This is a genomic window from Agrobacterium sp. LEGMi-208b, from assembly GCF_059511785.1.
This window is the reverse complement of the sequence record NZ_CM183446.1, coordinates 1,562,671-1,586,295: the sequence shown is the minus strand read 5'-3', so window position 1 is coordinate 1,586,295 and position 23,625 is coordinate 1,562,671. Positions and strand designations below refer to the sequence as shown.

Genomic DNA, 23,625 nt, shown 5'->3' with positions numbered 1-23,625 from the left:
GATGGGCTGGAGCCCGTCCTACCGGCGTCGCTGTTTACCGATTCATTGGGTCAGCAACAGTGGTTAGGAACATTCATGGATGTGCAAAAATTCCCCCTCGAGGGTTTTATCCATCTCAAGGAAGTGAGTGTTGCCTGGGGGGGGGGCCGAGCTGAATGGCAATTTCCGCAAAACACAAAAAGGGCTCCGATTTTCCTCTGAGCCCTTTGATAATTGGATAGATTTGGTTGCGGGGGCGTAAACGTGACATTGTTACCAGACTAGCTTCAGCTCTGCCCTGAAATAATTGCTATCGCGGCCGCCCACAGCTTCGAGCGCCGATCCGACCTGGTAATGAACAGCCTCCAGCGACCCCGTGAGATTGGGATTGAAGCGGTAGTCGGCCTTGACCTGCAGATAAGCCCCAGTCCATGCCGGCCCCTGACCCGCCGTGCCAGCCACGGGAATGCTTGGCAGAGTGTAGACGGCGTCCTGTGTTGTCTGTCGCCAGAGCAGTCCAACCCCAGCCATCAGGGTCAGGTCTTCTGTCGGCTGAACGGTGACCGATGGTTTGATGTGGACAAGGTTGGCGTACCCGGTATGACCACCGAGCGAGAAATAGAAGCCGTTCGGAAACAGCGGATTGAAGGTGCCGAGCGTGCCATCACTTGCGGCTCGGTCGCCTGACGCCACGTCGAACTGCAGACCGATCCGCGGCGACCAGGTGAGATCCTCGAAAGTGTAGCCGGTCCTCGCACCCACGGCCCAGGCCAGAATGTCGGCTGAGCCGACCTTGCCAACCTGTCCCATCGCTTCCGCATCCCAGTCGAAACCGGCGTATTTGCCGGCCGTCCGGATATTGAGGATATGTCTGTCCTCCTCACCCGACGCGGTGAGAAAGATAGCGTCCTTGCGCTGATAAAGCGCGTAATATGCGGAAGCCTCAATATCCGGCGAAAGCTGTCGCTCGACGCGGGCCCCGCTGAACATTGCATCGCCGCTCGATCGATCATCAAAAGGGCGGTCATCGCGATACTGAACAGGCCGGCTGACGAGACCATAGAAGCGCCATGCATCCGTCTCCCACCCGGCCCAGACAGCATCGAATGACTGGCGGACATTCGGCCCGTCGCGCGTCGAAACGAACCGTTCCAGGTCAAAGGCAAAGTCTTGACGGCCGACCCTTGCCCTGAACGTTCCGCTGTCAGTCTCTTGCGTATAGCCGATGAATGCTTGCCGAAGGTCAAATCGGTTTGCGTCGTTAGGGCCGATCACCGTCTTGTCGAAGGCACGCACATCCTCGAACTGCGTGAACAATTGCCAGTTTTCATTCAGGTGAACGTCGATGTGGAACTGCGCGCGCTGTAACCAGTAGGAATCTCCGGGGTTCGCAGGCACGGTCCCGAAAGCCGGCGCATGACTGACTTCGAAGATCTCTCGTAGATTGAGCCCGAACGAGATATAGCTGTCGGGATTCGAGGGAAACAACGGAATGTATTTGAGACGATCCAGCGGCTCAGTCCGCAGCTTCGGACCCGCGAGAAGCGACCAGTCCTCCCGCGACCTGTCGGCTTTTATCGACGGTCTCTTCTGCTCCAGGAGTAATTCATCCGCCGCCAAGGCTGACCGGTAGTCCCATTGAGCGAAGGCAAAGGCGGCAAGCGAAAGCAGGAGTGCCTGCGTATATCGAGCGGATTGAAGGCGAAACGCTAATGATATGCGGGGCAAAGCAATTTTCTTTTTGCCGATCATCGGCACACTCTTCGGCTTTCGCCACATGGGAACGTCCTATTTGAGTTTTTGCGGGGATTGCGGCCAACCCCGAAGGGCCAGGTGAAGAATGGCGCGCGCGGTCATCCCAGCTGCCTATCGACTGGCTGAAGGTCGGACCCGTAGCCCGGTGTGTTTTTGCGTGAAATCTGTCGGACTCGTCCGCGGGGGCTATGCTCCGCCGCGCGGTTAAATGGCCTCGGTCAATTCAATAACGTTCCCGAAAGGATCGGCGAAGAAAGCGATCTTACGGTTGATCTCGTCGACCTGAAACGGTTCAGTGAGAATCCTTACGTCGCGGCGACGCAGCTCGTCCAAAGCGACTTGGATGTTCGCGACAGTTAGGCAGAAATGGTGGTAGCCGGCGTATCGCAAGCTATCGACCAGATCCTTGTAAGGCGGTAGTGGGTGCGGGCTCGGGTCGCCACCGGCAAGCAGTTCAACCATGAACCGATCGTCATTTGGCGGCGCGAGAAAGGCGAGCTGTTGATCACCGTGAGCCCACATGTGGATGACACGCCAGTCGAGCTTGTCCTGATACCATTTTATGGCGACGTCCCGATCAGGAATTCGGATCGCAACGTGATGTCCGCGCATATCGGCGAAGGGCGATGATGTGCTCTGAACCTGTGGGTTGAAGTCAGGCAATTTATATTCTCCTTGATGCAACGGCAGACGCCTTGCCGCGCTTTATTTCGATGAGGGGTGGGCATTCCCTGTCGATTTGGAATGGTTCGGCATGGCGTCGAAACCTTGGTCCAATGACTGTTCAGGGAGAGCGCTGAAGACCTTCCGCCGGGTTCATTTTTCCCCATAGTAGGTGCCGAAGTATTTCACGGGCGACCAATCCGGAAGAATTGAGGGCAGCTGCGGCGACAGACCGCTATAGTCCTGCGCGCCAAACACGACCCTGCCGTCCATGACGGTCAGAACGGAAGAAACGGATTTGATCTGATCCTCCGGCACCGAAAAGTAATCCCTGTCGAGAACAGCGAAATCCGCGAGATTGCCGGGGGCGATGAGGCCCATTTCGGATTCCGTGTTCATGAACCACGCTGCGCCACTGGTGAACAGTTTCAGTGCCTCCGCGCGGGAAAGGCGATTGTCGCTGGCAAGAATCTCGGATCCGGACACCGACTTCCCGGACACCATCCAGCTTAAAGCGACCCACGGATTGTACGTCGCTGCCCTGAAGGCATCGGTGGTCATGGCCAGAGGAATACCGCTATCCACAAGCATGCCCAGTCGCGGCGTCTGCAACGCCTTTTCGCGACCATATGTTTTTATGAAACCATCGCCGTGCAGCGCCATCTTGGCGTCCAGGGCAATTCCGCCGCCCAGCTTCTTCACCCGGGCGATGTTCTCCGGACTAATGGTTTCGGCGTGTTCGAGGCTCCATTTCAGGCCATCGAGCGGGATCGTCTGGTTCACCTTCTCCAGACCGTCGAGAAACGGGGAGATGTTCTCGTTATAGCTGATGTGCATGCGGAACGGGACACGCCGCTGGACGAGCTTCATCACATCCTGCTCGACGAAACGCCGCATCCTCTCAGGCTCGATAATGACCGCCGGGCGGTCGAAATTCTCATGATCATGCACTTCCCCGCTTAAGACCTCCCCGGCACCCCGATATTCGTGGCCATGTGCCAGGTTTGGATGCAGGTTTTGTCCCGGACTTATCGGCGCCGTTTTGGTGATTGCCTCGATTTCCAGGTCCACCATGTTTATCGGCCCACCGTCGCCGAGTTGCAGGTCCACAAAGGGCATACGCACGTTGAGGCGGTTATCCCGCGCAAGCACGTCGACCCTTGCCTGTGCCTCCGGGTAAGGAAACCTGCCACCGTTATCGATGATCGAGGTCACGCCAAAGCGGTTGAGACCGTGAATGCTGTAGATCAACGAACTCACTTGTTCGTCGAACGTGGCCTGCGGCACCATGGCCTCAAGGGCGAGAAACAACCAGGTATAGCCGTGGACCACACCGGTGAGATTGCCGCCGCCGTCCTTTTCGAATTCGACGTCCGGTATCTTCGGGAACCGATCGGTTCCGACGCCAAGCGCTTCCATCGCCTGCCTGTTCAAGAAGGCTTGGTTGTAGGCATATTGCACGATCATGGGCCGGTCAGGCACGGCGGCGTGCAATTCGTCCAGTGTGGGAAAGCGGTTCTCCTCAAACTGGTAGGGCGACCAGCCCCCGATCACCTTGACCCATTGCCCCTGTGGGGTGCGTTGGGCCTGCTCGCTCAGCATCGTCAACGCCTTGCGCAGCGTCGGCACGCCGTCCCATCGAACATTGTAGGTGTAGGCCAGATCATTGAGAACGTGGATGTGGGCGTCGATGATGCCGGGTATCAGCCTGCGGCTGCGCGCATCGACAATCTCGGTACGTGAAACCTTGAGGTCGAGAATATCCGCATCAGAACCGACGGAATAAATGCGCCCTTGCTTGACTGCCAAAGCCGAAGCTTCGGGCTGAGCACGGTTGCCGGTGAAGATCTTTGCATTGAAAACGATCAGATCGGCGCCGGGCTGCTCCTGCGTCGTTTGTGCCTGAACCACCGAGAAAGATAGACTTGTCACAAACGCGATGCATATTTTCCTGATCATTTTCCCCTCGATCGACTGCTTCTCTAATTGCGCAGATGCGGAAGCCCGCTCCTTACGGACGTTGCGACTGGTTGACGTGCGTTAAAGCTGTCGCGAAACGTCATCGCTTCCCATCCGTCGTTGCAAGCGCCTCGTCAAACGGCGCCGTGGCAACCATGTCGAGGTAGAGAATGCCATTGCAATTTCGGCTACGGTAGGCCATCAAAGTGACACACCATGTCGCGGAATAGGAAACACTAATGGACATCGAGGAACTGCGCACTTTCGTGGAGGTTGCTGATGCCTCTGGCGTCACACAGGCAGCGCGCCGACTTGGCGTTTCCAAATCGCTCGTCAGCCGGCGGCTTGCCAGGCTTGAAAACCATCTCGGCGTCCAGTTGCTGGCGCGCACGACTCGCGGCGCATCCCTGACCGAAGCCGGTGCGACGTTTCGGGAGCACGCTGCCAAAATCTGCAGCGAGTTTGATATTGCGAGAGAGGCTATTCTCCACTCTGACGATCTCCGCGGCCGATTGCGCGTCGCTGCACCGCTGTCTTTTGGGCCGACGCATTTTGCTCCCGTCCTTTCCCAAATGGCGCTAAGACATCCGCAGCTGAAAATCTTTTCTTCCTACACTGATCGTTTCGTCGATCTTGTCGGAGAGGGTTTTGACTGCGCCATCCGGGTTGGCTACCTTCAGGATTCTGCGCTCGTCGCAAGGCGTGTCGGATCGGTCTGCGGCATCCTGGTCGCAAGTCCTGAATACATCGATGCCCACGGCGCTCCCGTATCGCCAGATGAAATCGTCAATCATCAAGTCGCAATGCGAGGCGACGAGAGGTGGCAGTTCAAGGATGGCGACAAGATTGTCACATTGCTTCCGCAGGGACGTTTCATAGCTGACAACGGGGTTTCGTTGGTCTCTGCCGCCCTGGATGGTGTCGGGATCGCCTATCTTCCAGAACCCCTTGTTGAGGACCATATTTCCTCAGGTGCGCTTGTCCCCATCATGACGCGTTATCCTATTCCGGCAGCCGGCATCTTTGTCGTAAGGCCGCCCGGCCAGCATCCTTCGCGCAAGGTGAGGACCCTCACTGAGTTGCTCGCAGAACGCTTTGGGGCCGCGACCATCAATGACGGTGTACCGAGCCTCGGCAAGTACGGTTGATGAGCTTGCCGTAGCAAAGTCTAAAGTGCGATGTATTGCGAACAGTTGCCCCGGTCGAATCCAGCGGCGGGAAAAACCGGTCGCCGCGGTTCGAGATGGCAAGCGCGGGTCATTGCTTCCCTACGCCATGGAGTACCGATTACATCGAAGAGGCGTTGGCGACGAAAGGCGCCCTCACTATCGATGCACAACCCATCGCTATTTTTCCGGGTAAGGCTCAATGTCTGCGGACCAATAGTGCCTGGCGATGTTCTGGGCGTTACGGATAACGTGATAGGCGGTCTTAGGGTTTCCGCCTTCGAAGGTATCCGGGTCTGCACCACACATGAGGCAATACATTCTCTGATGAACGACTGCCGCAAAGTATTGCAATGCTGGCGCAGCATCTTCGTGGCCGATCGCTCGCATTTCCTCGAGCGCCCGTTTGGTTGCCTCGTCCAGAGCACAGGAGACCGCGACAGCAAGCGTCTTGTCAGTGCGACTGATGACCTCGGCGATCTGGCGGTCTGCCAAAGTTCGATCAGGTGTGTTTTCGGCCATTGTTCATCTCTCTGCAAGCAGCTTGAAAAGCTCGCCACCGGCTCTGGCTCATTGTTCGGTTGAATTTTTCACTTTCTTAAAACATCCTGCCATTCCGCGTGGCGCTCGATCTGCGCTTTGGCGAATGGGCAAAGCGGGATGATCGCGATGCCGTCCCGTCTGGCATCCTCAACAGCCCGGCGGACCAATTGCTCGCCAGTTTTCCGGCCACGCAACGCAGCAGGAACATCAGTGTGATCGATGATGATCAGCTTTTGCCCCGCACGACTGTATGTCATCTCGGCTTCGTGCCCATCGACGACGATCCGGTAGCGTCCCTTGGATGCGCCATCTTCCCGCTCAACCTCTTCGCTTATCACATGTCCTCCATCAGCAAGTCTGTGTTCATTGTGCCAATCGCCCATCCAGCGGTGATCTTCTCGTTGAAGTCGGCCCGCAGAAAATCAATCGGGCAAGGGAATGTGCTCATCCCTGTCGTCGGCTGGAAGATCGAAACGCCCCTCCCCCCAGTTTCCTGCACGCCATTCGGCTTTAGCTTCTTCGATGCGTTCCTTCGAGGAGGCGACGAAGTTCCACCAGATGTAGCGTGGTCCTGAAAACGTTGCGCCGCCAAGCGCCATCAGCCTTGCACCCTGACCGCCTGCGGTGACTGTGATCCTGTCACCGGGGCGGAACACCATCATCTGCGGCGCTTCAAAGTCCTGGCCAGCAATCGAAATTGAACCTTCCACGATATAGAGCCCGCGGTCCTCGTGATCGTCCGGCAGGGGCAGACGTGCACCTGCTTCGAGCGTGACATCGGCATAAAAGGTCTCGGAAAACATCCTCGCAGGAGCTACCGCGCCATAGGCGTTTCCCAAAATAAGCCGGACCGTCACGCCGCGATCCTCAATTATCGGGAGCGCCTGTGTTTCATAATGTTCGAACATCGGCGCCATGTCTTCGTGGCTATCAGGAAGCGCAACCCAAGTCTGGATTCCTAGCAAGCTTTGCGGCCCGCTGCGGCCTTCAGGTGTAGTGCGCTCGGAATGCGTGACACCCCGGCCCGCAACCATCCAGTTCAGGGCTCCAGGTCGAATGATCTGATCGGCTCCTGTGCTGTCACGGTGATGGAATTCGCCGCGATAGAGATAGGTGACGGTGCCAAGGCCAATATGCGGATGCGGCCGCACATCAATGCCCTGTCCAGTCAGGAGTTCAGCAGGCCCGACCTGATCGAAGAAGATGAATGGCCCCACCATTTGACGATTCGGCGCAGGCAGGGCGCGTCGAACTTCAAAGCCGCCGAGGTCGCGCGAACGGGGAATGATGAGGGTGTCAATCGCATCCAGACCGATCCCATCAGGACAAGCTGGTGCCAAGGAGGGATTCCAACTCATGCGCGTTCTCCTCTTTGCTCTATAAAATGGACCCGCGCGCTTACTCTTTTACGAGCCGGCCCACCAAACCCGACAATAAAAATAGAAAGCGACGGCGACTAGCTGCGGATAGCGCTACGCTGTGTCGCCGAAGGCGCAACACGCTGTCGCCCCATCACATCTCGACGTCCCAACAATGCGTGTCATTCTCAAAGGATTTGATCAGGAACTCGGAGAGAACCCGTACCTTTCGGGACGGATGCGGGCTGGGAGGCCGCACGACATAGACTCCGCCGAGGGGTAACGGAAAGTGGGTCATGACTGGAACGAGCGCCCCTGACACGAGATATTCTTGGGTGACGCAATCGGGGAGCCAGGCGATACCCAGCCCTTCAGCAGCAGCAGTCGCAAGCGCCATGCCATTGTCAGTCCTGAAGCGGCCTTGCGGCTGCACAGTGACGATCTTGTCGCCGTCCATGAATCGCCACGTCTCCGCACCAACCAGAGCCTGGTGGGACGCGATGTCTTCCGGCGTCTCGGGCGCGCCATGCAATTTGATATAGTCCGGGCTCGCCACCAGCTTACCATAGATCTGGCCGACCCGTTTTGCGATCAGGTTTGAATCGCGAAGTGAGCCGACACGGATCGCACAATCAAACCCGTCAACGATGAGGTCAGCAAACCGGTCGCTATAGTCGGCATGGATTTGAAGCTGGGGATGCTGGCGCGCCATTTTAGCAAGAACCGGAGCGAAATGGACCGGACCCGATGTGAGCGGAACTGCTACGCGGAACCGTCCACGAAGATCACCTTCCGGCAGGACCGCCTCGCGCGCGACGTCGATTTCAGCACAGACTTTTGCCGCGTGGTCGCGAAACAGGGCGCCAGCCTCCGTCAGGCCGGCTCCCCGTGTCGTTCGTGCAAGCAGCTGGATCCCAAGCGCAGCTTCGATTCTGGTCAGGCCACGACTGACCATCGACTTCGAAACGCCCAGTCGTCGCGCAGCCGACGTGATCCCTCCCGAGTCGGCGACCTCCACGAATATCCGCAGATCTTCGATGTCCATCTCGCGTTCCTCCGTCATGACGATTGGCAGGGCTCCTATCGTGCCGCTCTGACGATCGGAGCGACCTCGGTCCCCAGAAGTTCAATCGACCGTTTCATCGCTTCCGTTTCGAGCGACGCGGTACTCATCTGGAATGTGATGCGGGAAAGGTCGCCAAGCGTTTCGCTGGCCTGCAGCATCTTGGCCGCAACGGTCTTCGGATCACCCACCAGAAATGCGCCGCCGGCCCCCGCCATCACTTCAAACTGCTGGCGCGTGGGCGGCGACCAACCGCGTTCACGGCCGATCTTCGTCGTCAGATGCGCCCATCCGGGGAAAAAGGCATCCTTCGCCGCCAGATCGGTTTCAGCGACAAAACCCATCGCATGAACACCCACCTTCAGCTTCTCGCGATCATGTCCGGCGCGTTGACCGCTTTCGCGATAGAGATCGACAAGCGGGCGGAAGCGGTCGAAGCTGCCGCCGATGATCGCCACGATCAAGGGAAGCCCGAGTGCGCCGGCCCGCGCGAAGGATTCCGGCGAACCGCCTGCTCCGATCCAGACGGGGAGCCGCGATTGATGCGGACGTGGAAAGACCCCCTGCCCTTCGAGTGGCGGACGGAAGCGGCCTTCCCAGGCGATATTGGTCGTTTCTCCGAGCTTGAGAAATAGGTCGAGCTTTTCGGCAAAGAGTTCGTCATAATGCCGGGTATCAAGGCCAAACAGGGGATAGGCCTCGATGAAGGATCCCCGGCCGACGACAAGTTCGGCGCGACCTTTGGAAATCAGGTCAAGGGTTGCGAATTCCTGGAAGACGCGCACCGGATCGGCGGCACTCAGGACTGTGACTGCGCTTGCTAGCCGGATCCGAGTGGTGCGAGCCGCGGCCGCAGCCAGGATAACAGCCGGTGCCGAATCGAGAAACTCGCTACGATGATGTTCTCCGATACCGAAGACGTCGAGGCCGACGCGATCCGCGACAGCGACCTCCTCGATAAGCTCGGCCATGCGATCCGTCGACGATGGGAGCTTGCCCGTTCTAGGATCCGGCAAGATCGCTGCAAAACTATCGATACCTATTTCCATGCCTGGTCCCTGTGAATTGAGTGAATTGTCTGCCGCCACGGTTACCGGGCCGATTTCGTTTCGACGGCCATATAAGTGCCGTCATGACGGCAAACGGCGCCGGGACGCCGTTCTGCCAGGCATGAGCGTTCTGGAGTGGGGATGGCGAGGTTCGAATGACGCCGTGGCGGTAATATCAATTCGACATTCCGCCATCCCGGTCGCACTTTTACAAACCGGCTTTGCTGGCCGCCTTTACGGGCGTGTTGAGGAGCTGCTGTTCCCAAAGATAGGCAATACCACTGCCGGCAAAATGCTGGATGAGAATCTCGGTCAACTGCTCGACATGCCCGGTACGCGCCCAATCGCGTTGCCATTCTCCAGCGAGTGCCATCACGGTCATCGGGTTCGCGCCGGCAGCGATCATGCGCTGGACGGCAACTTCGTGGGACTCCTTCGAAATCCCGCCTGACGCGTCGGTGATCACAGTCACGTCCCAGCCTTCGCCGGCTGCCTGGATGACTGGCATTGCGACACACACCTCGGTCCACAGGCCGGCGATAATCAATTGCTTGCGGCCGGTTGCCTTGACGACGTTGACAACATTTTCATCCTGCCAGGTGTTGACCCAGGTGCGATCGATTACCTCCTGGCCGGGAAATACGTCGGTGATCTGCTTGAAAAGAAGACCACCCCGATCCGCGATCACGCTGGTCAGGATGGTCGGAACGTCGAAGGCTTTTGCCAGCTTCGCCAACGCGGTCGTGCTGTTGACCACAGCTTGCGGATCGTGACTGTTCAGGTTTGCGAGCTGATAGGGCTGATGATCAATCAGGACGAGAACAGAGTCTTCAGGGCGAAGAAGGGAGTCAAGGCCGTTACGGAAGGTCATGGATAAATTCCTAGGTTCGCGGTTGGTTGAGACACGTTGCTGGAGGGATGAAGTGCCCTCCGAAGCGCCGCCTGCGATAGGACCTTGTCATTCCCAATTTCGATGCGGTAGTCATCGTTTGCGCCGAACAGTGTCGCGGAAAGGGGAACGCAGCATGTATATCGAGGATTTACGAACGTTCGTGGAGGTCGCGGACGCGGGCGGCATCACGCCCGCTGCGCTTCGGCTGGGCGTTTCCAAATCGATGGTGAGCCGGCGGCTTGCGCGGCTTGAGGCGGAGCTCGGCGTGCAGTTGCTTGCGAGGTCCACGCGCGGAGCTTCCTTGACGGAAGCGGGCGCCACTTTCCGTGATTATGCTGCCAGGGTCAGCGCCGAAATCGATGTCGCCAGAGACACGATCCTGCCCGCCGGGGAGCTGACCGGTCGACTAAGAATTGCCGCACCCCTTTCCTTCGGTCCCACCCACTTTGCATCTGTCCTGGCGGACATGGCATTGCGCCATCCGCAACTGCAGATCCAGACAAGCTACAGCGACCGTTTCGTGGACCTGATTGCGGAAGGGTTTGATTGCGCGATCCGGGTTGGCACACTTCAGGATTCCAACCTGATCGCGAGACGCGTTGGCCCCCTGTACGGAAACTACGTCGCAAGCCCCGCCTATATCAAAGCTCACGGCTCCCCGGAAACACCGGAGGAGCTCGTCACGCATCAGGCGCTTATGCAGGGAATGGAAACATGGCAGGTGATGGATGGCGAAAAGATCGTCACCATTCGCCCACAGGGCCGATTCAAGGCTGACAACGGGGCTGCTCTCGTCGTTGCTGCCGCGGCAGGATTGGGTGTCGCCGCGCTCCCCGATGGCCTTACCCGGGACTATCTGAATTCCGGAGCATTGGTGACGGTCATGAAAAATCATCCGCCGCCACCGGCCGGAATCTATGTCGTTCGCCCGCCGGGACAGCACCCCTCAAGAAAGGTCCGCGTTCTGACCGAAATGCTGATCGAGTGCTTCGACAGCGGCGGGCAACGAATCGACTAACGTTATCGCTAGCCGGCTTGCAATACATGCAGTAACGGCCGGCGCCTTCGGCGACAAAAGTCCTTTTCGCTGAACGGAGAGAGATCGAACAGACGGTGGCCGGCCTCGCATCGACCGGTGGCACCGTGGCGACCTCCGATGATGACCTGAAGAGACTGTATCAGAAGCTCAGGCACAAGGTTGAAAGCGTCGAAGCCAAGAAGGTTTGCTCGTTCGCACTGCTGCTTGGGATCGACAAAACAAGTACCGGATATGAACAGGTCTCATCAAAACCCGTCGGCAGATGGACATTCGCAGCAACTGTTCCTCAACGAGGTCCGCTCCATGCCGGCGGCTTTCCTGCCGCCAGATCAGTTTTTCGACGCCTCCGCGTCAGGGTGTCATCACGACGCGACCCAACGGCTTTGCCGTTTCGGCATATTCATGAGCTCTTGCTGCCTCTCGAAGCGGAAAAACCTGATCGATAACCACGTCCAGCCGCTTTTCTGCCGCAGCCTCCAGAAGTTCGTCAACCGTCCGATGCACGGCAGGCCGTTCGAACAACGGCCCCATGAAAACGCCGTGAAGCGTCTGATTGTTCTGCATGGGCGACCAGAGATCGACGTCGAGACCGCCACCGCCAGCGTTTCCGACGAAGACGAGACGTCCCTCGACGGCAAGCGCGGAAAGGGAGGCTTGCAAGGTCGATCCAACGGGGTCAATCACGAGATCAACTCCCCTGCCATCCGTCAGCCGACGGGCTTCCCCAACGACATCCTGCTCAAATCGATCAATGACATGCGCGGCGCCAAGTGCGGCCAGACGCGCTTGTCGTTCGCGACCACCGGTGACCGCAACGACCGTGGCCCCCGCTTGACGCGCGAGCTGAATGGCCGCCAGACCAACACCGCCCGCGGCCGCCTGGATCAGAACCGTCTCCCCTTCATTTAGCCGGCCCTTGGTGATGACACAGTGGCGGGCCGTCCCGAAGGAGATCGGCAGTGCCGCGGCTTGCACCGTGCCGACGTCATTCGGGATCAACCATGTGCGAGAGGCGGGCACAGACCATAGTTCGGCATGCGATCCCTGCATGTCGAAGGCCGTCACCCTTTGACCAACGCTTCGGTCCCCCACGTTTTCGCCAACCGCAACAATGGTCCCGGCAGCCGCATAACCAACGATCCAAGAGGATCGCTGCGGTGTCGAGCGCCGGTTGATCAAGTCGCCGCCCTCAATCGAAATCGCCTCGACGGCAATCAGCACGTCCTGCGGCCCACAGACGGGATCGGGCACATCTGCGTACCTCAAGACTGTCGGCGGACCGGGGTTGTCATAGACTGCAGCTTTCATGCGATGTTCCTTTCCCGTTAGGGACCTCTTGCCTTGAGTGGTCGCGGTGGCTGTATCGCCCGGTTTCAGACCATCCTTACCGCCAGGATATGTTCCAGATCTTTCAAGGCTGCGGCGGCCGTCGCAAGCGGCTCTTTCCCAGCCCCAATCGCGAGCGTCTCGCCCATCGCATCGGTGACGATGCGGATCGCCTTGTCCTTGCCGCGGATATTCGCGAGAGGATCGGCAAGCGGATAGGTCCGGATGCCGACCTCGGCGCGGATCGCACCGTTTTCGCGCCAAAGGCGGCCAACGAGTTTCGGGACAAGCCCCTGCCCGCGCCACGCCTCGATCCGTTCCGCGGTGACCGAATGGATACCCGCTACGGTCAGATCGCTCATCGTGAGGTCAGCACCCAGTCCGAAATTGGCGAGGATCAGCAGCTTGCAAGCAGTGTCCCAACCCTCGGTGTCATTGCGTGGATCAGCTTCGGCGAAGCCGCCAAGCTGTGCCTCCCGCAATGCCTCCTCGAAGCCGATCCTACGTGTCGTCATTGCATCGAGCAGATAATTGGTCGTGGCATTCAGAATGCCCTCGACTTCGAGCACCTCGCAGCCTTTGAGACTATACTCGACCAGATCGATCGTCGGCAGCGCGGCCGCGGCGGCGCCGCTGAGCTTGAGCATCGCGCCGGAGCCTTTGGCAAGCGCCCGCAGTTCCCGCCCGCTATGAACCAGCGCGCCCTTCGATATCACGATCGTGTCACGCCCGGCCGAAAGCGACGAACGAAGATAGACAAGCCCCGGGCCACCGGTGCGGAAGTCACTCGGGCCTGCCTCGATCAGGATATCAGCGCCGCTTTCCTCAATGAAAGTTGGCCCGGAGAACCCATCCGCCAAGGTGGAGAGATGCACCTCTTCCAGTCCATCCGCGCTTTTTACACCGGACCGGGATCCGCAGACGGCCACGAGCCGCATATCCGCGCCGTAAACGTCGCGATAACGCTCCCGCCGGGACAGAAGCAGGCTTGCCGTTGCCCGTCCCACGCCGCCGAAACCTGCTATCGCAATCCTCACCGTGTTCATCGTCCCGCTCTTCCGTTATTTCGCAGCCACACCGCTCAGCGGCTCGGGAACGGGTCCGAGATGCAGGTGATCCATGCCGGACATGGCGTCTCCCTGCACCTGTTCGGACAGCCGCTCATTGTCCCGTCGACGAACGTCCTCTGCCGCTTCCTCCACGTCAAGCTCGGCATAACCCAGGGCGCGCAAGCCTTCCGCCCCCATCCTGTAGGCGGATTCGACCGTTTCGCGGATCTGGTAGTCAACGCCGGCGCGGATCAGGTCCACGGCATGGCCGCGATCATAGCTGCGCACCAAAATCTTGGCCTGCGGGAATTCATGTTGGGCCAGTTCCGCGATCTGCAGGGCGGCCTTCGGATCGTCGATGCAGATCAGCAAGGCCTCGGCCGAACCGGCGCCGGAATGGTGCAGCGTGTCGAGACGCGTGCCGTCGCCGAAAAACACCTTGAAACCGAAACGCCCCGCGTCCCGAATACGGTCGGGGTTCATGTCGATGACGGAAAGGTTGACGCCCTTAGACAGAAGCAGTTGCGAGGCAATCTGGCCGAAACGGCCGAAGCCGATCACGAGCACCCTTCCGCTGAGATCACGCGCCGCCTCGACACCCTCCATCGACGCTTCGCCGCGCAGCAGCCGATCCGCAGCGATCATCAGCAGCGGCGTCAGCGCCATGGAGAATATGATGACGGTCGTGAACAACGCATTCTCGCGCGGATCGATCACCCCGCCAGCGGTTGCGGCAGCATAGAGCACGAAGGCAAACTCGCCGCCCTGCAGGAACATCGAGGTACGGTGCAGAGCCTGGTGGCTGGAGCCGCCGAACAGGCGGGCAACCGCATAGACCGCCACGCCCTTGGCGATGGTGAAGGCGGCCAGCATGGCCAGCAGAAGCCGCCATTCGGTTGCCACCACGGCAAGCTCCAGCGACATGCCGACTGCCATGAAGAACAGGCCCATCAGCAGGCCGCGAAACGGCTCGATATCGCTTTCGATCTGGTGCCGATAGCTCGAACTCGAAAGCATCACGCCGGCAAGGAAGGCGCCCATCGCCATGGAAAGCCCGGCACCCGCCATCAGCAAAGCGGCCCCCAGCACCACCAGCAGCGCGCCGGCCGTCATCACCTCTCGGGTCCTTGCCCGCGCCAGAAGGGCGAAGAACGGGTTCAGCCCCCATTTCGATACGCCGAGAAGAACGAGCAGTGCGCCGAGCGCCAGGAGAACATCCACCCATCCCGACTGTCCCTGCGAGAGTGGTGACAGAAAGGCGACAACTGCCAGAAGCGGCACGATCATCAGGTCTTCGAAGAGAAGGATGGATACGGATTTCTGGCCCTCCGGGTAGGAAATCTCACCACGATCCTGCAGTACCGACATGATGACGGCTGTCGACGACAGCACGAAACCCGCGCCGGCGACGAAGGCCACCGTGGCAGGCAGGCCGAAGACCAGCACACCCGCCAAGGACAGGGCGGTTGTCGCCGCCGCCACCTGCACGAGGCCGAGCCCGAAAATCTGGCCGCGCATGGCCCAAAGCTTGTGGGGTCTGAGTTCCAATCCGATGATAAAAAGGAACATCACCACGCCGAGTTCGGAGAAATGCAATATCGACGCGGCATCGGTGAACAGCCCGATCACCGACGGCCCAACCAGCACACCGGCTGCGAAATATCCGAGAACCGAGCCCAGGCCAAACCGCCGAAACAGGGGCACCGCGACCACGGCCGCTCCCATCAGGACAATCGCCGGTCCAATCGTCTGCCCCAAGCTCGCTTCAGCCATACACTCACATCCCCGGTCTTTTGTTTTGCAGCGGCCGGCAATAGGCCTTGCTTGGCCGACCCGCTTCTCATTGAGTTTGGTATCGTTGCGGCGCTGGCACGAATAGTCGCGGCATCGGCAAAACACTGTCGCGAAAAGGGGAACGCGACTTATGCGACTGGTCCGCCAGGGGCGAACGCAGGTTGCCTGTTTGCAGTCGAGCAACCACAGCCGTCACCAAGAACTACGCGAGAGCGCCACCGTCCACCGTAAGGATGGTGCCGGTAATCTGCCGGGCGGCCGGTGTCGCCAGGAAAACAACTGCAGCCGCAACATCCTCTGGCTGGTTAAAGCGACCGAGTGCGCTCAGACTACGCTGGTAGTCTGCAAATTCGCCCGTCTCCGGGTTCGATTCCGTGTTTGTCGATCCTGGCTGCACGAGATTGACCGTTATGTCTCGGGGCCCCAGTTCGCGCGCGAGACCGCGGTTAAATGCCTGGAGCGCGCCTTTGGTCATGTAGTAGACCGTGCCAGGTACACCAGCGATGCGATCTGCGCCCGCCGATCCGATGGTAATGATGCGCCCACCTTTCTTGAGATGGGGAATTGCGGCCTTTGCAGCGAGAACCGGTCCGCGTACGTTAACGGCAAGCAGTACGTCGATATCATCGACTGTGAAATCTGCGATCGTGTTATATCGCGCGATCGCCGCATTGTTGACGAGAATGTCGAGACCGCCCAGCGCACGGACGGTTTCGTCCACTGACCGCTGGATGGCCGAAGGATCCGCGCTGTCGGCCTGTAGCGCGATGGCCTTGCCCCCCTTCGCTTCGATAGTCCGGACAAGTCGCTCCGCGCTGTCTACGGATCGCTCGTACGTTATCGCGACGTTTGCACCCTTCTCGGACAACGCAATTGCAATCGCCTCCCCGATGCCGCGCGACCCACCGGTCACGAGCGCATTCTTTCCAGCTAGTTCATGCATAGTCATACCCTTTGCTTTCTCTGTCGCCATATTACCGATTTCGAGGTCCATTCCTCGCCACTGGTTGCTCCGACAGGCTTTCGTTCAGCCGTAAGATAAGCGGCAACGATGCAGACAGCATTCCCGATCTTCTCAGATACTTGCCTGATCCTGCCAAATCACGACATACTGACACGATGCTAAACTTGGTGATGCCGACCACACACCTGCTGAAGGATGTCGCTCCGTTTATCCCGGAACAGGGAGGAACCATCGGCCTTCCCACGCCAGTTCCGCGCCTGATGCTTTGGACCAGTACAAGGGTGACGTCGCCTACTCCGGCCGTGTTCGAACCGATGTTCTATGCTGTCTTACGCGGAACAAAGGTCTTGATCATGGGCGCCAATCGGTTCGAGCTGACAGCGGGTACCTGTGCAGTCTCGTCCTTCGGCCTGCCCTACAGCCACCAATTGACCGGGGCCAGACCCGGTCTGCCTTATGTCGGCATCAGTCTTCATCTTGATGCCGACATCCTGACGCGCGTCATGCTCGATATGCCCAAACGCGAGGATCGCTGGACGTGCGCAGTCGCCGCAGGCGATCTCGACGGGTCGGTCGGCGATGCACTCACTCGCCTAGTTGGGTTGCTGAACGAGCCAGAGGATATTGGCGCGCTGGCACCACACTACGAGTTCGAGCTTTATTATCGTCTTCTCCAAAGCTCGATGGGCGATACCCTCCGACAGGTTGGCAAACGGAACGACCGGTTCCAGCAACTCAAGGCAGCAGCCGATTGGCTCGCCGTCAATCACAGCGAGGTTGTCAACATTCCTGAACTGGCAGCGTCATCTCATATGAGCGTCACAAGCTTTCACAGACATTTCAAGGAAGTTACGGGATTCAGCCCACTCGCGTTTCAGCGTCATATCCGCTTGCTTGAGGCACGCAAGCTCCTTACCGGCGGAAGCACCAGCGTATCGCGCGTGGCATATGAGGTGGGGTACAAAAGTCCGTCGCAGTTCAGCCGCGAATACAAGAGCATGTTCGGCAACGCGCCGATGGCTGATCTTGAGCGGTGAACTCAGTCGTTTCCGCTAACAGAAAAAGAAATTGATCAGGGATTTATGTGTTTAGGCCGGCACACAATCCAGGGGAGTGAACAGCATTCGGTATCTCTTATCAGCTTTTTGATGAGCTACGCGATGGATGGCAGGCTTTTCCCACCTTCCATCGCCATGTCCTGCCCTAATGGCACTTCTAAGCTTTCAGGCGCCACTCTACACCGCGATCATCTCCTTCAGCGGTGCGACCGGTAGCCGCCTTATCCGAGGGGTCATTGGAGCAGCGGCAATTTCGTACGCAGCCTCTTCAGTCTTCCGTCAGGCGGCTCGAAGCCGAAACAGAAGGCCCGCGAGCGCCAAACTCGTTTGTGTTCCGCTTTTTGCGACACAGCTTTGCATGAAAGCGGCCTATCGGTTCACGTCTTGAGATGCCATCAAGTCTCAACGCGGGTTGAACGGGTGCTCCAGCAAGCCTGCAAACGCAAGTTTTGAAAGAACCAAACTCCCAATTCTCTAGCCGCAGGTCCGAGTGCTCTTGCCAACGCCGCAACGGCCACAGGACGAAGCTGTTCTGCAACGCCACCTGTTTTTAATCAGACCAAGGGACGAGTCGATGCATCGCTATTTTGGTCTGGACCTGCCGCTCAGCCGCCGCGAGGCTCTGACCTCTGCAGCAGCCGTTGCTGCCAGTTCAATATTTTGGCCGCGCCACGTGCGAGGCGACGAACCTGCCACAATTAAATCATCAGAAGGAGAGCGTAACATGGGCTTCGTGACCACAGACGACGGTGTACAGATTTTTTACAAGGACTGGGGCCCGAAAGATGCCCAGCCAATCGTGTTTCACCATGGATGGCCTCTATCGTCCGACGATTGGGACGCGCAGATGCTTTTCTTCCTGTCGAAGGGATTTCGCGTAGTCGCACATGACCGGCGCGGGCACGGCCGCTCGGAGCAGGTTGCCGAAGGTCATAACATCGACCATTACGCAGCCGACGCTTTTGCCGTAGCCAAGGCCCTGGACCTGCGGAGCGCAGTTCACGTTGGCCATTCCACCGGCGGCGGCGAAGTCGCGCGATATGTGGCGCGGCACGGCGAACCGGCCGATCGTGTTGCCAAGGCCGTTCTAGTTGCCGCCATTCCGCCGCTGATGCTGAAGACCGGCAGCAATCCCGAGGGCACACCGATCGAGGTCTTTGACAGCTTCCGTTCAGCGCTGGCCAGCAACCGTGCCCAGTTCTTCAGAGACGTTCCCTCCGGTCCGTTCTACGGGTTCAATCGCGAGGGTTCGAAAATCCATGAAGGCGTGATCCAGAATTGGTGGCGACAAGGTATGATGGGTAGCGCCAAGGCACATTACGACGGCATCAAGGCATTTTCGGAAACCGACCAGACAGAAGATCTGAAGGCCATCACCGTTCCGACACTGGTAATGCACGGCGAGGACGACCAGGTCGTTCCGATTGCGGCATCAGCTTCAAAGGCGGTCAAACTGCTCAGGAATGGCACGTTGAAGACCTATCCCGGGTACTCACATGGAATGCTCACGGTCAACGCCGATGTTCTGAACGAGGATATCCTGGCTTTCATTGCCAAATAGCAGGCTCCATCAATTCGGGCCGCCGCGTCATCAACCGTTGCGCGGCGGTCACTCTATCGACCCATCCCTCGCTCGGCTCCAATCTTCAGGAGACAGCCCATGACCGTTTACAAATTCGCCATTGCCGACGTGTTGTTTGAACGCTCGCCGGGGCAGGAAGGTGAGATCTTCACCGGCAACCTGCTCGACCAGCGCCACGGCGGGCCAGTCACCATCGGGTTCGGGCGCTACGGCCCGAACCAGGTTCTGCAAGAGACCATGTCCGTACACGACACGATGATTGTCCTGGAAGGAAGCATAACTGTCTCAGACGCACATGGATCGCAGACAGCGAGGCCTGGCGAGATCATTGCAATGCAGACAGGCGACAAGGTGACCATCCGTTCTCATGAGACGGGCGCCGTGACCGCCTATGTGACATTTCCTCATTGGCAGCAGCCAGAACCCACATCATCGAGCTCGACGTGATGTGGACGATCGATTCTGCCGACCTACCGTTGCGTTTGTCGGCGTGGGTCATTTGCGTTGGTTCGGGTAGTTGCACAATAAACCAAGTGTGAACAGGAGTGCCCGCTTGAAGAACGAACAGAACCTCTCCCCCGTGGAAGGTGTACACGTCGGCGAACGGATCATTCCTGTACCAACGTCGATCAGTCAGGAAGCGCAGGCCATGCTGCGCGCAGCCGTACAATATGACGGCACACCACTCAATGCGCTTTATCCAATACCGGCACCAAACGATCGGGCAGCTTGGCGTCAGTTGCAGGCTGCAGCCGAGGCCCATTACGCCGCGGCTCTCAATGCAGCAACGAATGAAACAAGCACCGAGATCGAAACGCGGCGCCTGGGCACCGCAACTGTCCATGTCGCGTTACCGGAAAGCCCGCGGCTCAAAGACTGCGTTTTCATCGACCTGCATGGCGGCGCGCTCGTATTCGGTGGTGGCGATGCCTGTCGTGAGAGCACACGGCTACAGGCAAACCGGCTCGGGATGACCTGCTACGGTATCGACTACCGGATGCCACCCGACCACCCCTATCCGGCAGCGCTCGACGACTGCCTGGCGGTGTATCGGCACGTGATCGATCACTATGGGGCCGATCGCGTCGTACTTGGCGGTCGCTCGGCCGGTGGCAATCTTGCCCTCGCCACCATCCTGCGGGCACGCGATGAAGGCCTGCGGTTTCCGGCAGGCGTCGTCTTGTTGTCTCCAGAATTAGATCTGACGGAATCGGGCGACAGCTTTCAAACCAACCGCACCATCGATGTCGTGCTTCCCCATCCCCTTATGCGAAACAATCTGCTTTATGCGGGCGGTGCCGACTTGGCGCATCCGTATTTATCCCCGCTGTTCGGAGAGATGTCGGCCGAGTTTCCGCCGATATTCCTGCAGAGCGGAACGCGTGACCTGTTCCTCTCCAATTCGGTGCGGCTCCATCGCAAGTTGCGACGCGTGGGAGCCCCGGTCGAACTTCATGTGTTCGAGGCGATGCCGCATTGTGGATTCTCGGAGTCTCCGGAAGATATGGAGCTTGCGGAGGAAGTAGCCCGTTTCGTCACCGAATGTCTCCAGGCATTCGTTCCCTGACGATCCAAAGCTTACTTCGATGGATCGAAACGGTGATCTGTTGCGAACGAACCAACAGCGATATGATTTGGAGACGCCCCTCAATACGGGCTTGTTTCGCTCGCAACCGGATGATAGCACTGACAGCATGAGAACATACCTCGCCAACGCCACGATGATGATGCCGCGCTCCTAGCGTGGCGGATTTTGTGCGCTTGTCATGCACCTTAGACCGCCCTTGAGGCGGTTTTTTCATTGGTCGATCCGCCTTGAAGGAAATGCAAGCTTCACAAGGATATCCCGATGAACAGCACGAAAACTTACATCACCACCTCGATTCCATACGTCAATGCCGCGCCGCACGTTGGTTTTGCGCTCGAACTCGTGCAGGCCGATGCTTATGCCCGCCACTCTCGACTTCTGGGCAAAGACGTCAGGTTTCAGTGCGGTACGGATGACAACAGTCTGAAAAACGTTCGCGCCGCGGAAGCAGCAGGACGTCCGGTGGCCGACTTCGTGGGAGAGAATGCCGACCGCTTCGAACAGCTCGGCAGGCACCTCCAAATTTCGAACGATGCATTCGTTCGTACATCCACGGATACGAGACATATTGCCTGCATTCATTCGCTGTGGAACGCGTGCTCCAGGAATGGCGACCTCTATCGAAAGAGCTATGAGGGCTTTTATTGCGTCGGCTGCGAGCAGTTTTACGAACTCACGGATCTGGACGACGGAAGATGCCCGGAGCACGGTATCCCGCTTGAGATCGTGAGAGAGGAAAACTGGTTCTTTCGCCTGTCTCGATATGGCGAGTGCCTTCAACGTCTGATCGAGACAAACGAGATCGAGGTCGTCCCAGTTCACCGGCGTAACGAAATACTCGCCCTGCTTCGACGAGGGCTCGAGGATATCAGCGTGTCGCGCAGTGCTGACCGCGCGCGTGGCTGGGGCGTGCCCGTGCCTGCGAGCGACGAGGTCATCTATGTTTGGTTCGATGCCCTCGCGAACTATCTCACAGGCCTCGGCTATGGTTCCGACGAAAGCCTGTTCCAGCGATATTGGTCGCAACAGGGCGAACGCATCCATTTTGTCGGCAAGGGAATTTCCAAGTTTCACGCGATTTACTGGCCGGCAATACTCCTGTCAGCCGGAGTGCCGCTCCCGTCTTCGATCTTCGTTCATGGCTATCTAACCCTGGACGGTCGAAAAATCGGAAAGTCGGCCGGCAACGGCGTCGATCCCGAGGTCTTCGTGCAGGACTACAAGACCCCGGACGCATTGCGCTATTATCTGCTACGGCACATCCGTTCCGCTGATGATGGCGATTTCTCTGAAGAACGGCTTGAGGCCGCATGGTCTGGAGAACTCGGCGGGCAGCTGGGAAATCTCCTCAATCGGGTTCTCACGTTGCTGGCATCATCCTTTTCCGGAATTACGCCTTCGGTCCCGGACAGCGCTCTTGTCCGCGAGGCAACCATCCTCCCCGAAAAGATCTTGAACTCGTTTGACAAATACGAGCTCCATATCGGCCTGAGTGAGATTTTCTCCTACCTCGGGTCCGCGAACCGGGAGTTTACACGCAAAGCACCCTGGTCCGATGCCAAGGCTTTAGCCGTTGAACTCGGTAGTGCGGAACGACAAGCGATATCCGATCGCCTTGGGGCTACTCTGGCAGAACAGGTCTACGGCCTCGCCATCGTTGCTCAATGTTTGCTCCCGTTCTTACCTGAAACAGCTTCCAGGCTGCACGCGACGCTCGGAATACCCTGCCCGGCGCAGTATGATTTTCGAATATCCATTACCGGAGTAAAGACATCATCTGGAGAGATCCTCTTCCCGCGGCAGACGGCGGTGCGAACGAAGTCATGATTTTGGCGTCACCGCTTTCAAAAGCGCAGGCGCGCCCATCAGAGACCGAAACCGCTTCGCTATAGCTCGTTGGAGCGGTTTCGCTATAGTCTGATCAGTCACGCCTCACATCTTCAACGCACGCAGCAAGCTTTCCAGATTTCTCTCACCCTCCCTAGTCTGTGCTCCTGCTTTCAATCCGCCCCGGATGAGCTTTTCGGCAGCGGGGCGCTCGAACAATCCTGCCCAGGCCTCATGCTCGCGCTTAAAGCCATCCCGCAGATCTTGAGGAGGCAACACCCTCTTGGCCGCGGCGATCACGCCTTCGGGCAAGGCGGCGATATTGCGCGCCAACCGGTCGACGAAATCGTCGAGCTCCGCGCCCGGCAGAGCCCGGTTGATCCCTCCATAGCGTTCCGCCGTCGCCGCATCGATGAGATCGGCGCCAAGAATCAGTTCGAGAGCCCGGCCGCGCGTCATCCGGCTGGACAGATATTGCGTGGCGCCGCCACCGGGCGTGATGCCCATCAGCGCTTCGCATTGGGCGAGTCCCGCCCGCTCTTCGGCGGCAAACGCCATGTCGGCCGCCGCGACAAATTCCGCGCCGCCACCGCGCGCCAAGCCGGCCAGCTTGACGATCGTGACTTGCGGCTGTTCTCGCAGAAGTTCCCCGAGTGCCTGGAAAGGATTGAGGCCCTCCGGAGCCTCACGAGCAATTTCGTCGAAGGCGTGCGGCTCATCGATCAATGTCATGTCGACATGAGCAATGAAGAACTCCGGGTCTGCGCTCTGGAAAACGAGGACGCGCGTGTCCAGGTCATCGCGAACGGAAAGGAGAAAGCGGCGCATCTCGCTCATCAAAGTGACATCCAGAACGTTGACTGGAGGATTGTCGATCGTGATCGTCGCGACGCCGTCCGCCTGGGAAACTAGAATCTTGCGGAAATCTGTGTCTGCCATCTGTAATATCTCTGTTCTTCGGGAAATTCTGG

The 23,625-nt window shown here is 58.7% G+C and carries 22 protein-coding genes; 8 read left to right on the top strand and 14 right to left on the bottom strand.

The genetic code is table 11. From position 1 onward, the window contains the following. Positions 1 to 252: 252 nt before the first annotated feature. From AC5YUO_RS21765 to AC5YUO_RS21755, 3 genes are all read right to left on the bottom strand, one after another. Positions 253 to 1,731, bottom strand: a complete 1,479-nt coding sequence (locus tag AC5YUO_RS21765) for an alginate export family protein (RefSeq protein WP_496155159.1) — start codon at positions 1,729 to 1,731, stop codon at positions 253 to 255. A 207-nt stretch (positions 1,732 to 1,938) separates the two neighbouring features. Beyond that, positions 1,939 to 2,397, bottom strand: coding sequence for a VOC family protein (locus AC5YUO_RS21760; protein ID WP_496155158.1), 459 nt, complete (start codon positions 2,395 to 2,397; stop codon positions 1,939 to 1,941). A gap of 153 nt (positions 2,398 to 2,550) precedes the next feature. Continuing rightward, positions 2,551 to 4,356, bottom strand: a complete 1,806-nt coding sequence (locus AC5YUO_RS21755) for an amidohydrolase (RefSeq protein WP_496155157.1) — start codon at positions 4,354 to 4,356, stop codon at positions 2,551 to 2,553. Positions 4,357 to 4,595: 239 nt separating this feature from the next. Here AC5YUO_RS21755 and AC5YUO_RS21750 point away from each other — a divergent pair, with 239 nt between their 5' ends. Continuing rightward, positions 4,596 to 5,504 (top strand): LysR family transcriptional regulator, encoded by a 909-nt coding sequence (locus tag AC5YUO_RS21750; protein ID WP_496155156.1) that lies wholly within the window; start codon positions 4,596 to 4,598, stop codon positions 5,502 to 5,504. Between the two features lie 198 nt (positions 5,505 to 5,702). Here the strand turns inward: AC5YUO_RS21750 and AC5YUO_RS21745 are convergent, their stop codons facing one another. The 6 genes from AC5YUO_RS21745 to AC5YUO_RS21720 all read right to left on the bottom strand — a co-directional run bounded on the left by AC5YUO_RS21745 (position 5,703) and on the right by AC5YUO_RS21720 (position 10,406). Then, positions 5,703 to 6,044 (bottom strand): hypothetical protein, encoded by a 342-nt coding sequence (locus AC5YUO_RS21745; protein WP_496155155.1) that lies wholly within the window; start codon positions 6,042 to 6,044, stop codon positions 5,703 to 5,705. Between the two features lie 68 nt (positions 6,045 to 6,112). Next, on the bottom strand, positions 6,113 to 6,448 hold the full coding sequence (locus AC5YUO_RS21740) for a GNAT family N-acetyltransferase (protein ID WP_496155154.1): 336 nt from the start codon (positions 6,446 to 6,448) through the stop codon (positions 6,113 to 6,115). 39 nt (positions 6,449 to 6,487) lie between these two features. Next, entirely contained in the window at positions 6,488 to 7,423 is a 936-nt protein-coding gene (locus tag AC5YUO_RS21735) for a pirin family protein (protein WP_110760663.1), read from the bottom strand. 154 nt (positions 7,424 to 7,577) lie between these two features. Next, positions 7,578 to 8,468: a LysR family transcriptional regulator gene (locus AC5YUO_RS21730; RefSeq protein WP_110760682.1), complete on the bottom strand. Its 891-nt coding sequence runs from the start codon at positions 8,466 to 8,468 to the stop codon at positions 7,578 to 7,580. 35 nt (positions 8,469 to 8,503) lie between these two features. Continuing rightward, on the bottom strand, positions 8,504 to 9,535 hold the full coding sequence (locus tag AC5YUO_RS21725; RefSeq protein WP_496155153.1) for an Atu2307/SP_0267 family LLM class monooxygenase: 1,032 nt from the start codon (positions 9,533 to 9,535) through the stop codon (positions 8,504 to 8,506). 208 nt (positions 9,536 to 9,743) lie between these two features. After that, positions 9,744 to 10,406, bottom strand: coding sequence for a hydrolase (locus AC5YUO_RS21720; protein ID WP_113731600.1), 663 nt, complete (start codon positions 10,404 to 10,406; stop codon positions 9,744 to 9,746). Positions 10,407 to 10,560: 154 nt separating this feature from the next. On the opposite strand from AC5YUO_RS21720, the gene AC5YUO_RS21715 reads away from it, so the two are divergent. After that, a complete protein-coding gene (locus tag AC5YUO_RS21715) occupies positions 10,561 to 11,445 on the top strand; it encodes a LysR family transcriptional regulator (protein ID WP_496155152.1) in 885 nt (294 codons plus the stop codon). Between the two features lie 372 nt (positions 11,446 to 11,817). Here AC5YUO_RS21715 and AC5YUO_RS21710 read toward each other — a convergent pair whose 3' ends face one another. The 4 genes from AC5YUO_RS21710 to AC5YUO_RS21695 all read right to left on the bottom strand — a co-directional run bounded on the left by AC5YUO_RS21710 (position 11,818) and on the right by AC5YUO_RS21695 (position 16,578). Then, positions 11,818 to 12,774 (bottom strand): quinone oxidoreductase family protein, encoded by a 957-nt coding sequence (locus tag AC5YUO_RS21710; protein WP_496155151.1) that lies wholly within the window; start codon positions 12,772 to 12,774, stop codon positions 11,818 to 11,820. Positions 12,775 to 12,839: 65 nt separating this feature from the next. Next, a complete protein-coding gene (locus AC5YUO_RS21705) occupies positions 12,840 to 13,838 on the bottom strand; it encodes a homoserine dehydrogenase (RefSeq protein WP_496155150.1) in 999 nt (332 codons plus the stop codon). Between the two features lie 15 nt (positions 13,839 to 13,853). Further along, positions 13,854 to 15,614 (bottom strand): monovalent cation:proton antiporter-2 (CPA2) family protein, encoded by a 1,761-nt coding sequence (locus AC5YUO_RS21700; RefSeq protein ID WP_496155149.1) that lies wholly within the window; start codon positions 15,612 to 15,614, stop codon positions 13,854 to 13,856. Between the two features lie 223 nt (positions 15,615 to 15,837). After that, positions 15,838 to 16,578 (bottom strand): SDR family NAD(P)-dependent oxidoreductase, encoded by a 741-nt coding sequence (locus AC5YUO_RS21695; protein ID WP_496156540.1) that lies wholly within the window; start codon positions 16,576 to 16,578, stop codon positions 15,838 to 15,840. 191 nt (positions 16,579 to 16,769) lie between these two features. On the opposite strand from AC5YUO_RS21695, the gene AC5YUO_RS21690 reads away from it, so the two are divergent. From AC5YUO_RS21690 to AC5YUO_RS21665, 6 genes are all read left to right on the top strand, one after another. Beyond that, a complete protein-coding gene (locus AC5YUO_RS21690; protein WP_496156539.1) occupies positions 16,770 to 17,636 on the top strand; it encodes an AraC family transcriptional regulator in 867 nt (288 codons plus the stop codon). Between the two features lie 127 nt (positions 17,637 to 17,763). After that, positions 17,764 to 18,045, top strand: coding sequence for an L-alanine exporter AlaE (gene alaE / locus AC5YUO_RS21685; RefSeq protein ID WP_496155148.1), 282 nt, complete (start codon positions 17,764 to 17,766; stop codon positions 18,043 to 18,045). 336 nt (positions 18,046 to 18,381) lie between these two features. Then, entirely contained in the window at positions 18,382 to 19,218 is an 837-nt protein-coding gene (locus AC5YUO_RS21680; protein ID WP_496156538.1) for an alpha/beta fold hydrolase, read from the top strand. 99 nt (positions 19,219 to 19,317) lie between these two features. Beyond that, the gene (locus AC5YUO_RS21675) at positions 19,318 to 19,686 is read left to right on the top strand and encodes an ethanolamine utilization protein (RefSeq protein ID WP_496155147.1); all 369 of its coding nucleotides are present in this window, start codon (positions 19,318 to 19,320) and stop codon (positions 19,684 to 19,686) included. A gap of 106 nt (positions 19,687 to 19,792) precedes the next feature. Beyond that, positions 19,793 to 20,806: an alpha/beta hydrolase gene (locus tag AC5YUO_RS21670; RefSeq protein ID WP_496155146.1), complete on the top strand. Its 1,014-nt coding sequence runs from the start codon at positions 19,793 to 19,795 to the stop codon at positions 20,804 to 20,806. A 282-nt stretch (positions 20,807 to 21,088) separates the two neighbouring features. After that, positions 21,089 to 22,654 (top strand): methionine--tRNA ligase, encoded by a 1,566-nt coding sequence (locus AC5YUO_RS21665; RefSeq protein ID WP_496155145.1) that lies wholly within the window; start codon positions 21,089 to 21,091, stop codon positions 22,652 to 22,654. 105 nt (positions 22,655 to 22,759) lie between these two features. Here the strand turns inward: AC5YUO_RS21665 and AC5YUO_RS21660 are convergent, their stop codons facing one another. Next, entirely contained in the window at positions 22,760 to 23,593 is an 834-nt protein-coding gene (locus AC5YUO_RS21660; protein WP_496155144.1) for an enoyl-CoA hydratase/isomerase family protein, read from the bottom strand. Positions 23,594 to 23,625 lie beyond the last annotated feature (32 nt).

Bases quoted from the DNA above. Each gene is read 5' to 3' on its own strand.
- AC5YUO_RS21765 (WP_496155159.1), bottom strand. From the start codon at position 1,731: ATGATCGGCAAAAAGAAAATTGCTTTGCCCCGCATATCATTAGCGTTT.
- AC5YUO_RS21755 (WP_496155157.1), bottom strand. From the start codon at position 4,356: ATGATCAGGAAAATATGCATCGCGTTTGTGACAAGTCTATCTTTCTCG.
- AC5YUO_RS21750 (WP_496155156.1), top strand. From the start codon at position 4,596: ATGGACATCGAGGAACTGCGCACTTTCGTGGAGGTTGCTGATGCCTCT.
- AC5YUO_RS21745 (WP_496155155.1), bottom strand. From the start codon at position 6,044: ATGGCCGAAAACACACCTGATCGAACTTTGGCAGACCGCCAGATCGCC.
- AC5YUO_RS21740 (WP_496155154.1), bottom strand. From the start codon at position 6,448: ATGGGCGATTGGCACAATGAACACAGACTTGCTGATGGAGGACATGTG.
- AC5YUO_RS21735 (WP_110760663.1), bottom strand. From the start codon at position 7,423: ATGAGTTGGAATCCCTCCTTGGCACCAGCTTGTCCTGATGGGATCGGT.
- AC5YUO_RS21730 (WP_110760682.1), bottom strand. From the start codon at position 8,468: ATGGACATCGAAGATCTGCGGATATTCGTGGAGGTCGCCGACTCGGGA.
- AC5YUO_RS21725 (WP_496155153.1), bottom strand. From the start codon at position 9,535: ATGGAAATAGGTATCGATAGTTTTGCAGCGATCTTGCCGGATCCTAGA.
- AC5YUO_RS21720 (WP_113731600.1), bottom strand. From the start codon at position 10,406: ATGACCTTCCGTAACGGCCTTGACTCCCTTCTTCGCCCTGAAGACTCT.
- AC5YUO_RS21715 (WP_496155152.1), top strand. From the start codon at position 10,561: ATGTATATCGAGGATTTACGAACGTTCGTGGAGGTCGCGGACGCGGGC.
- AC5YUO_RS21710 (WP_496155151.1), bottom strand. From the start codon at position 12,774: ATGAAAGCTGCAGTCTATGACAACCCCGGTCCGCCGACAGTCTTGAGG.
- AC5YUO_RS21705 (WP_496155150.1), bottom strand. From the start codon at position 13,838: ATGAACACGGTGAGGATTGCGATAGCAGGTTTCGGCGGCGTGGGACGG.
- AC5YUO_RS21700 (WP_496155149.1), bottom strand. From the start codon at position 15,614: ATGGCTGAAGCGAGCTTGGGGCAGACGATTGGACCGGCGATTGTCCTG.
- AC5YUO_RS21695 (WP_496156540.1), bottom strand. From the start codon at position 16,578: ATGCATGAACTAGCTGGAAAGAATGCGCTCGTGACCGGTGGGTCGCGC.
- AC5YUO_RS21690 (WP_496156539.1), top strand. From the start codon at position 16,770: ATGCCGACCACACACCTGCTGAAGGATGTCGCTCCGTTTATCCCGGAA.
- alaE (WP_496155148.1), top strand. From the start codon at position 17,764: ATGGCAGGCTTTTCCCACCTTCCATCGCCATGTCCTGCCCTAATGGCA.
- AC5YUO_RS21680 (WP_496156538.1), top strand. From the start codon at position 18,382: ATGGGCTTCGTGACCACAGACGACGGTGTACAGATTTTTTACAAGGAC.
- AC5YUO_RS21675 (WP_496155147.1), top strand. From the start codon at position 19,318: ATGACCGTTTACAAATTCGCCATTGCCGACGTGTTGTTTGAACGCTCG.
- AC5YUO_RS21665 (WP_496155145.1), top strand. From the start codon at position 21,089: ATGAACAGCACGAAAACTTACATCACCACCTCGATTCCATACGTCAAT.
- AC5YUO_RS21660 (WP_496155144.1), bottom strand. From the start codon at position 23,593: ATGGCAGACACAGATTTCCGCAAGATTCTAGTTTCCCAGGCGGACGGC.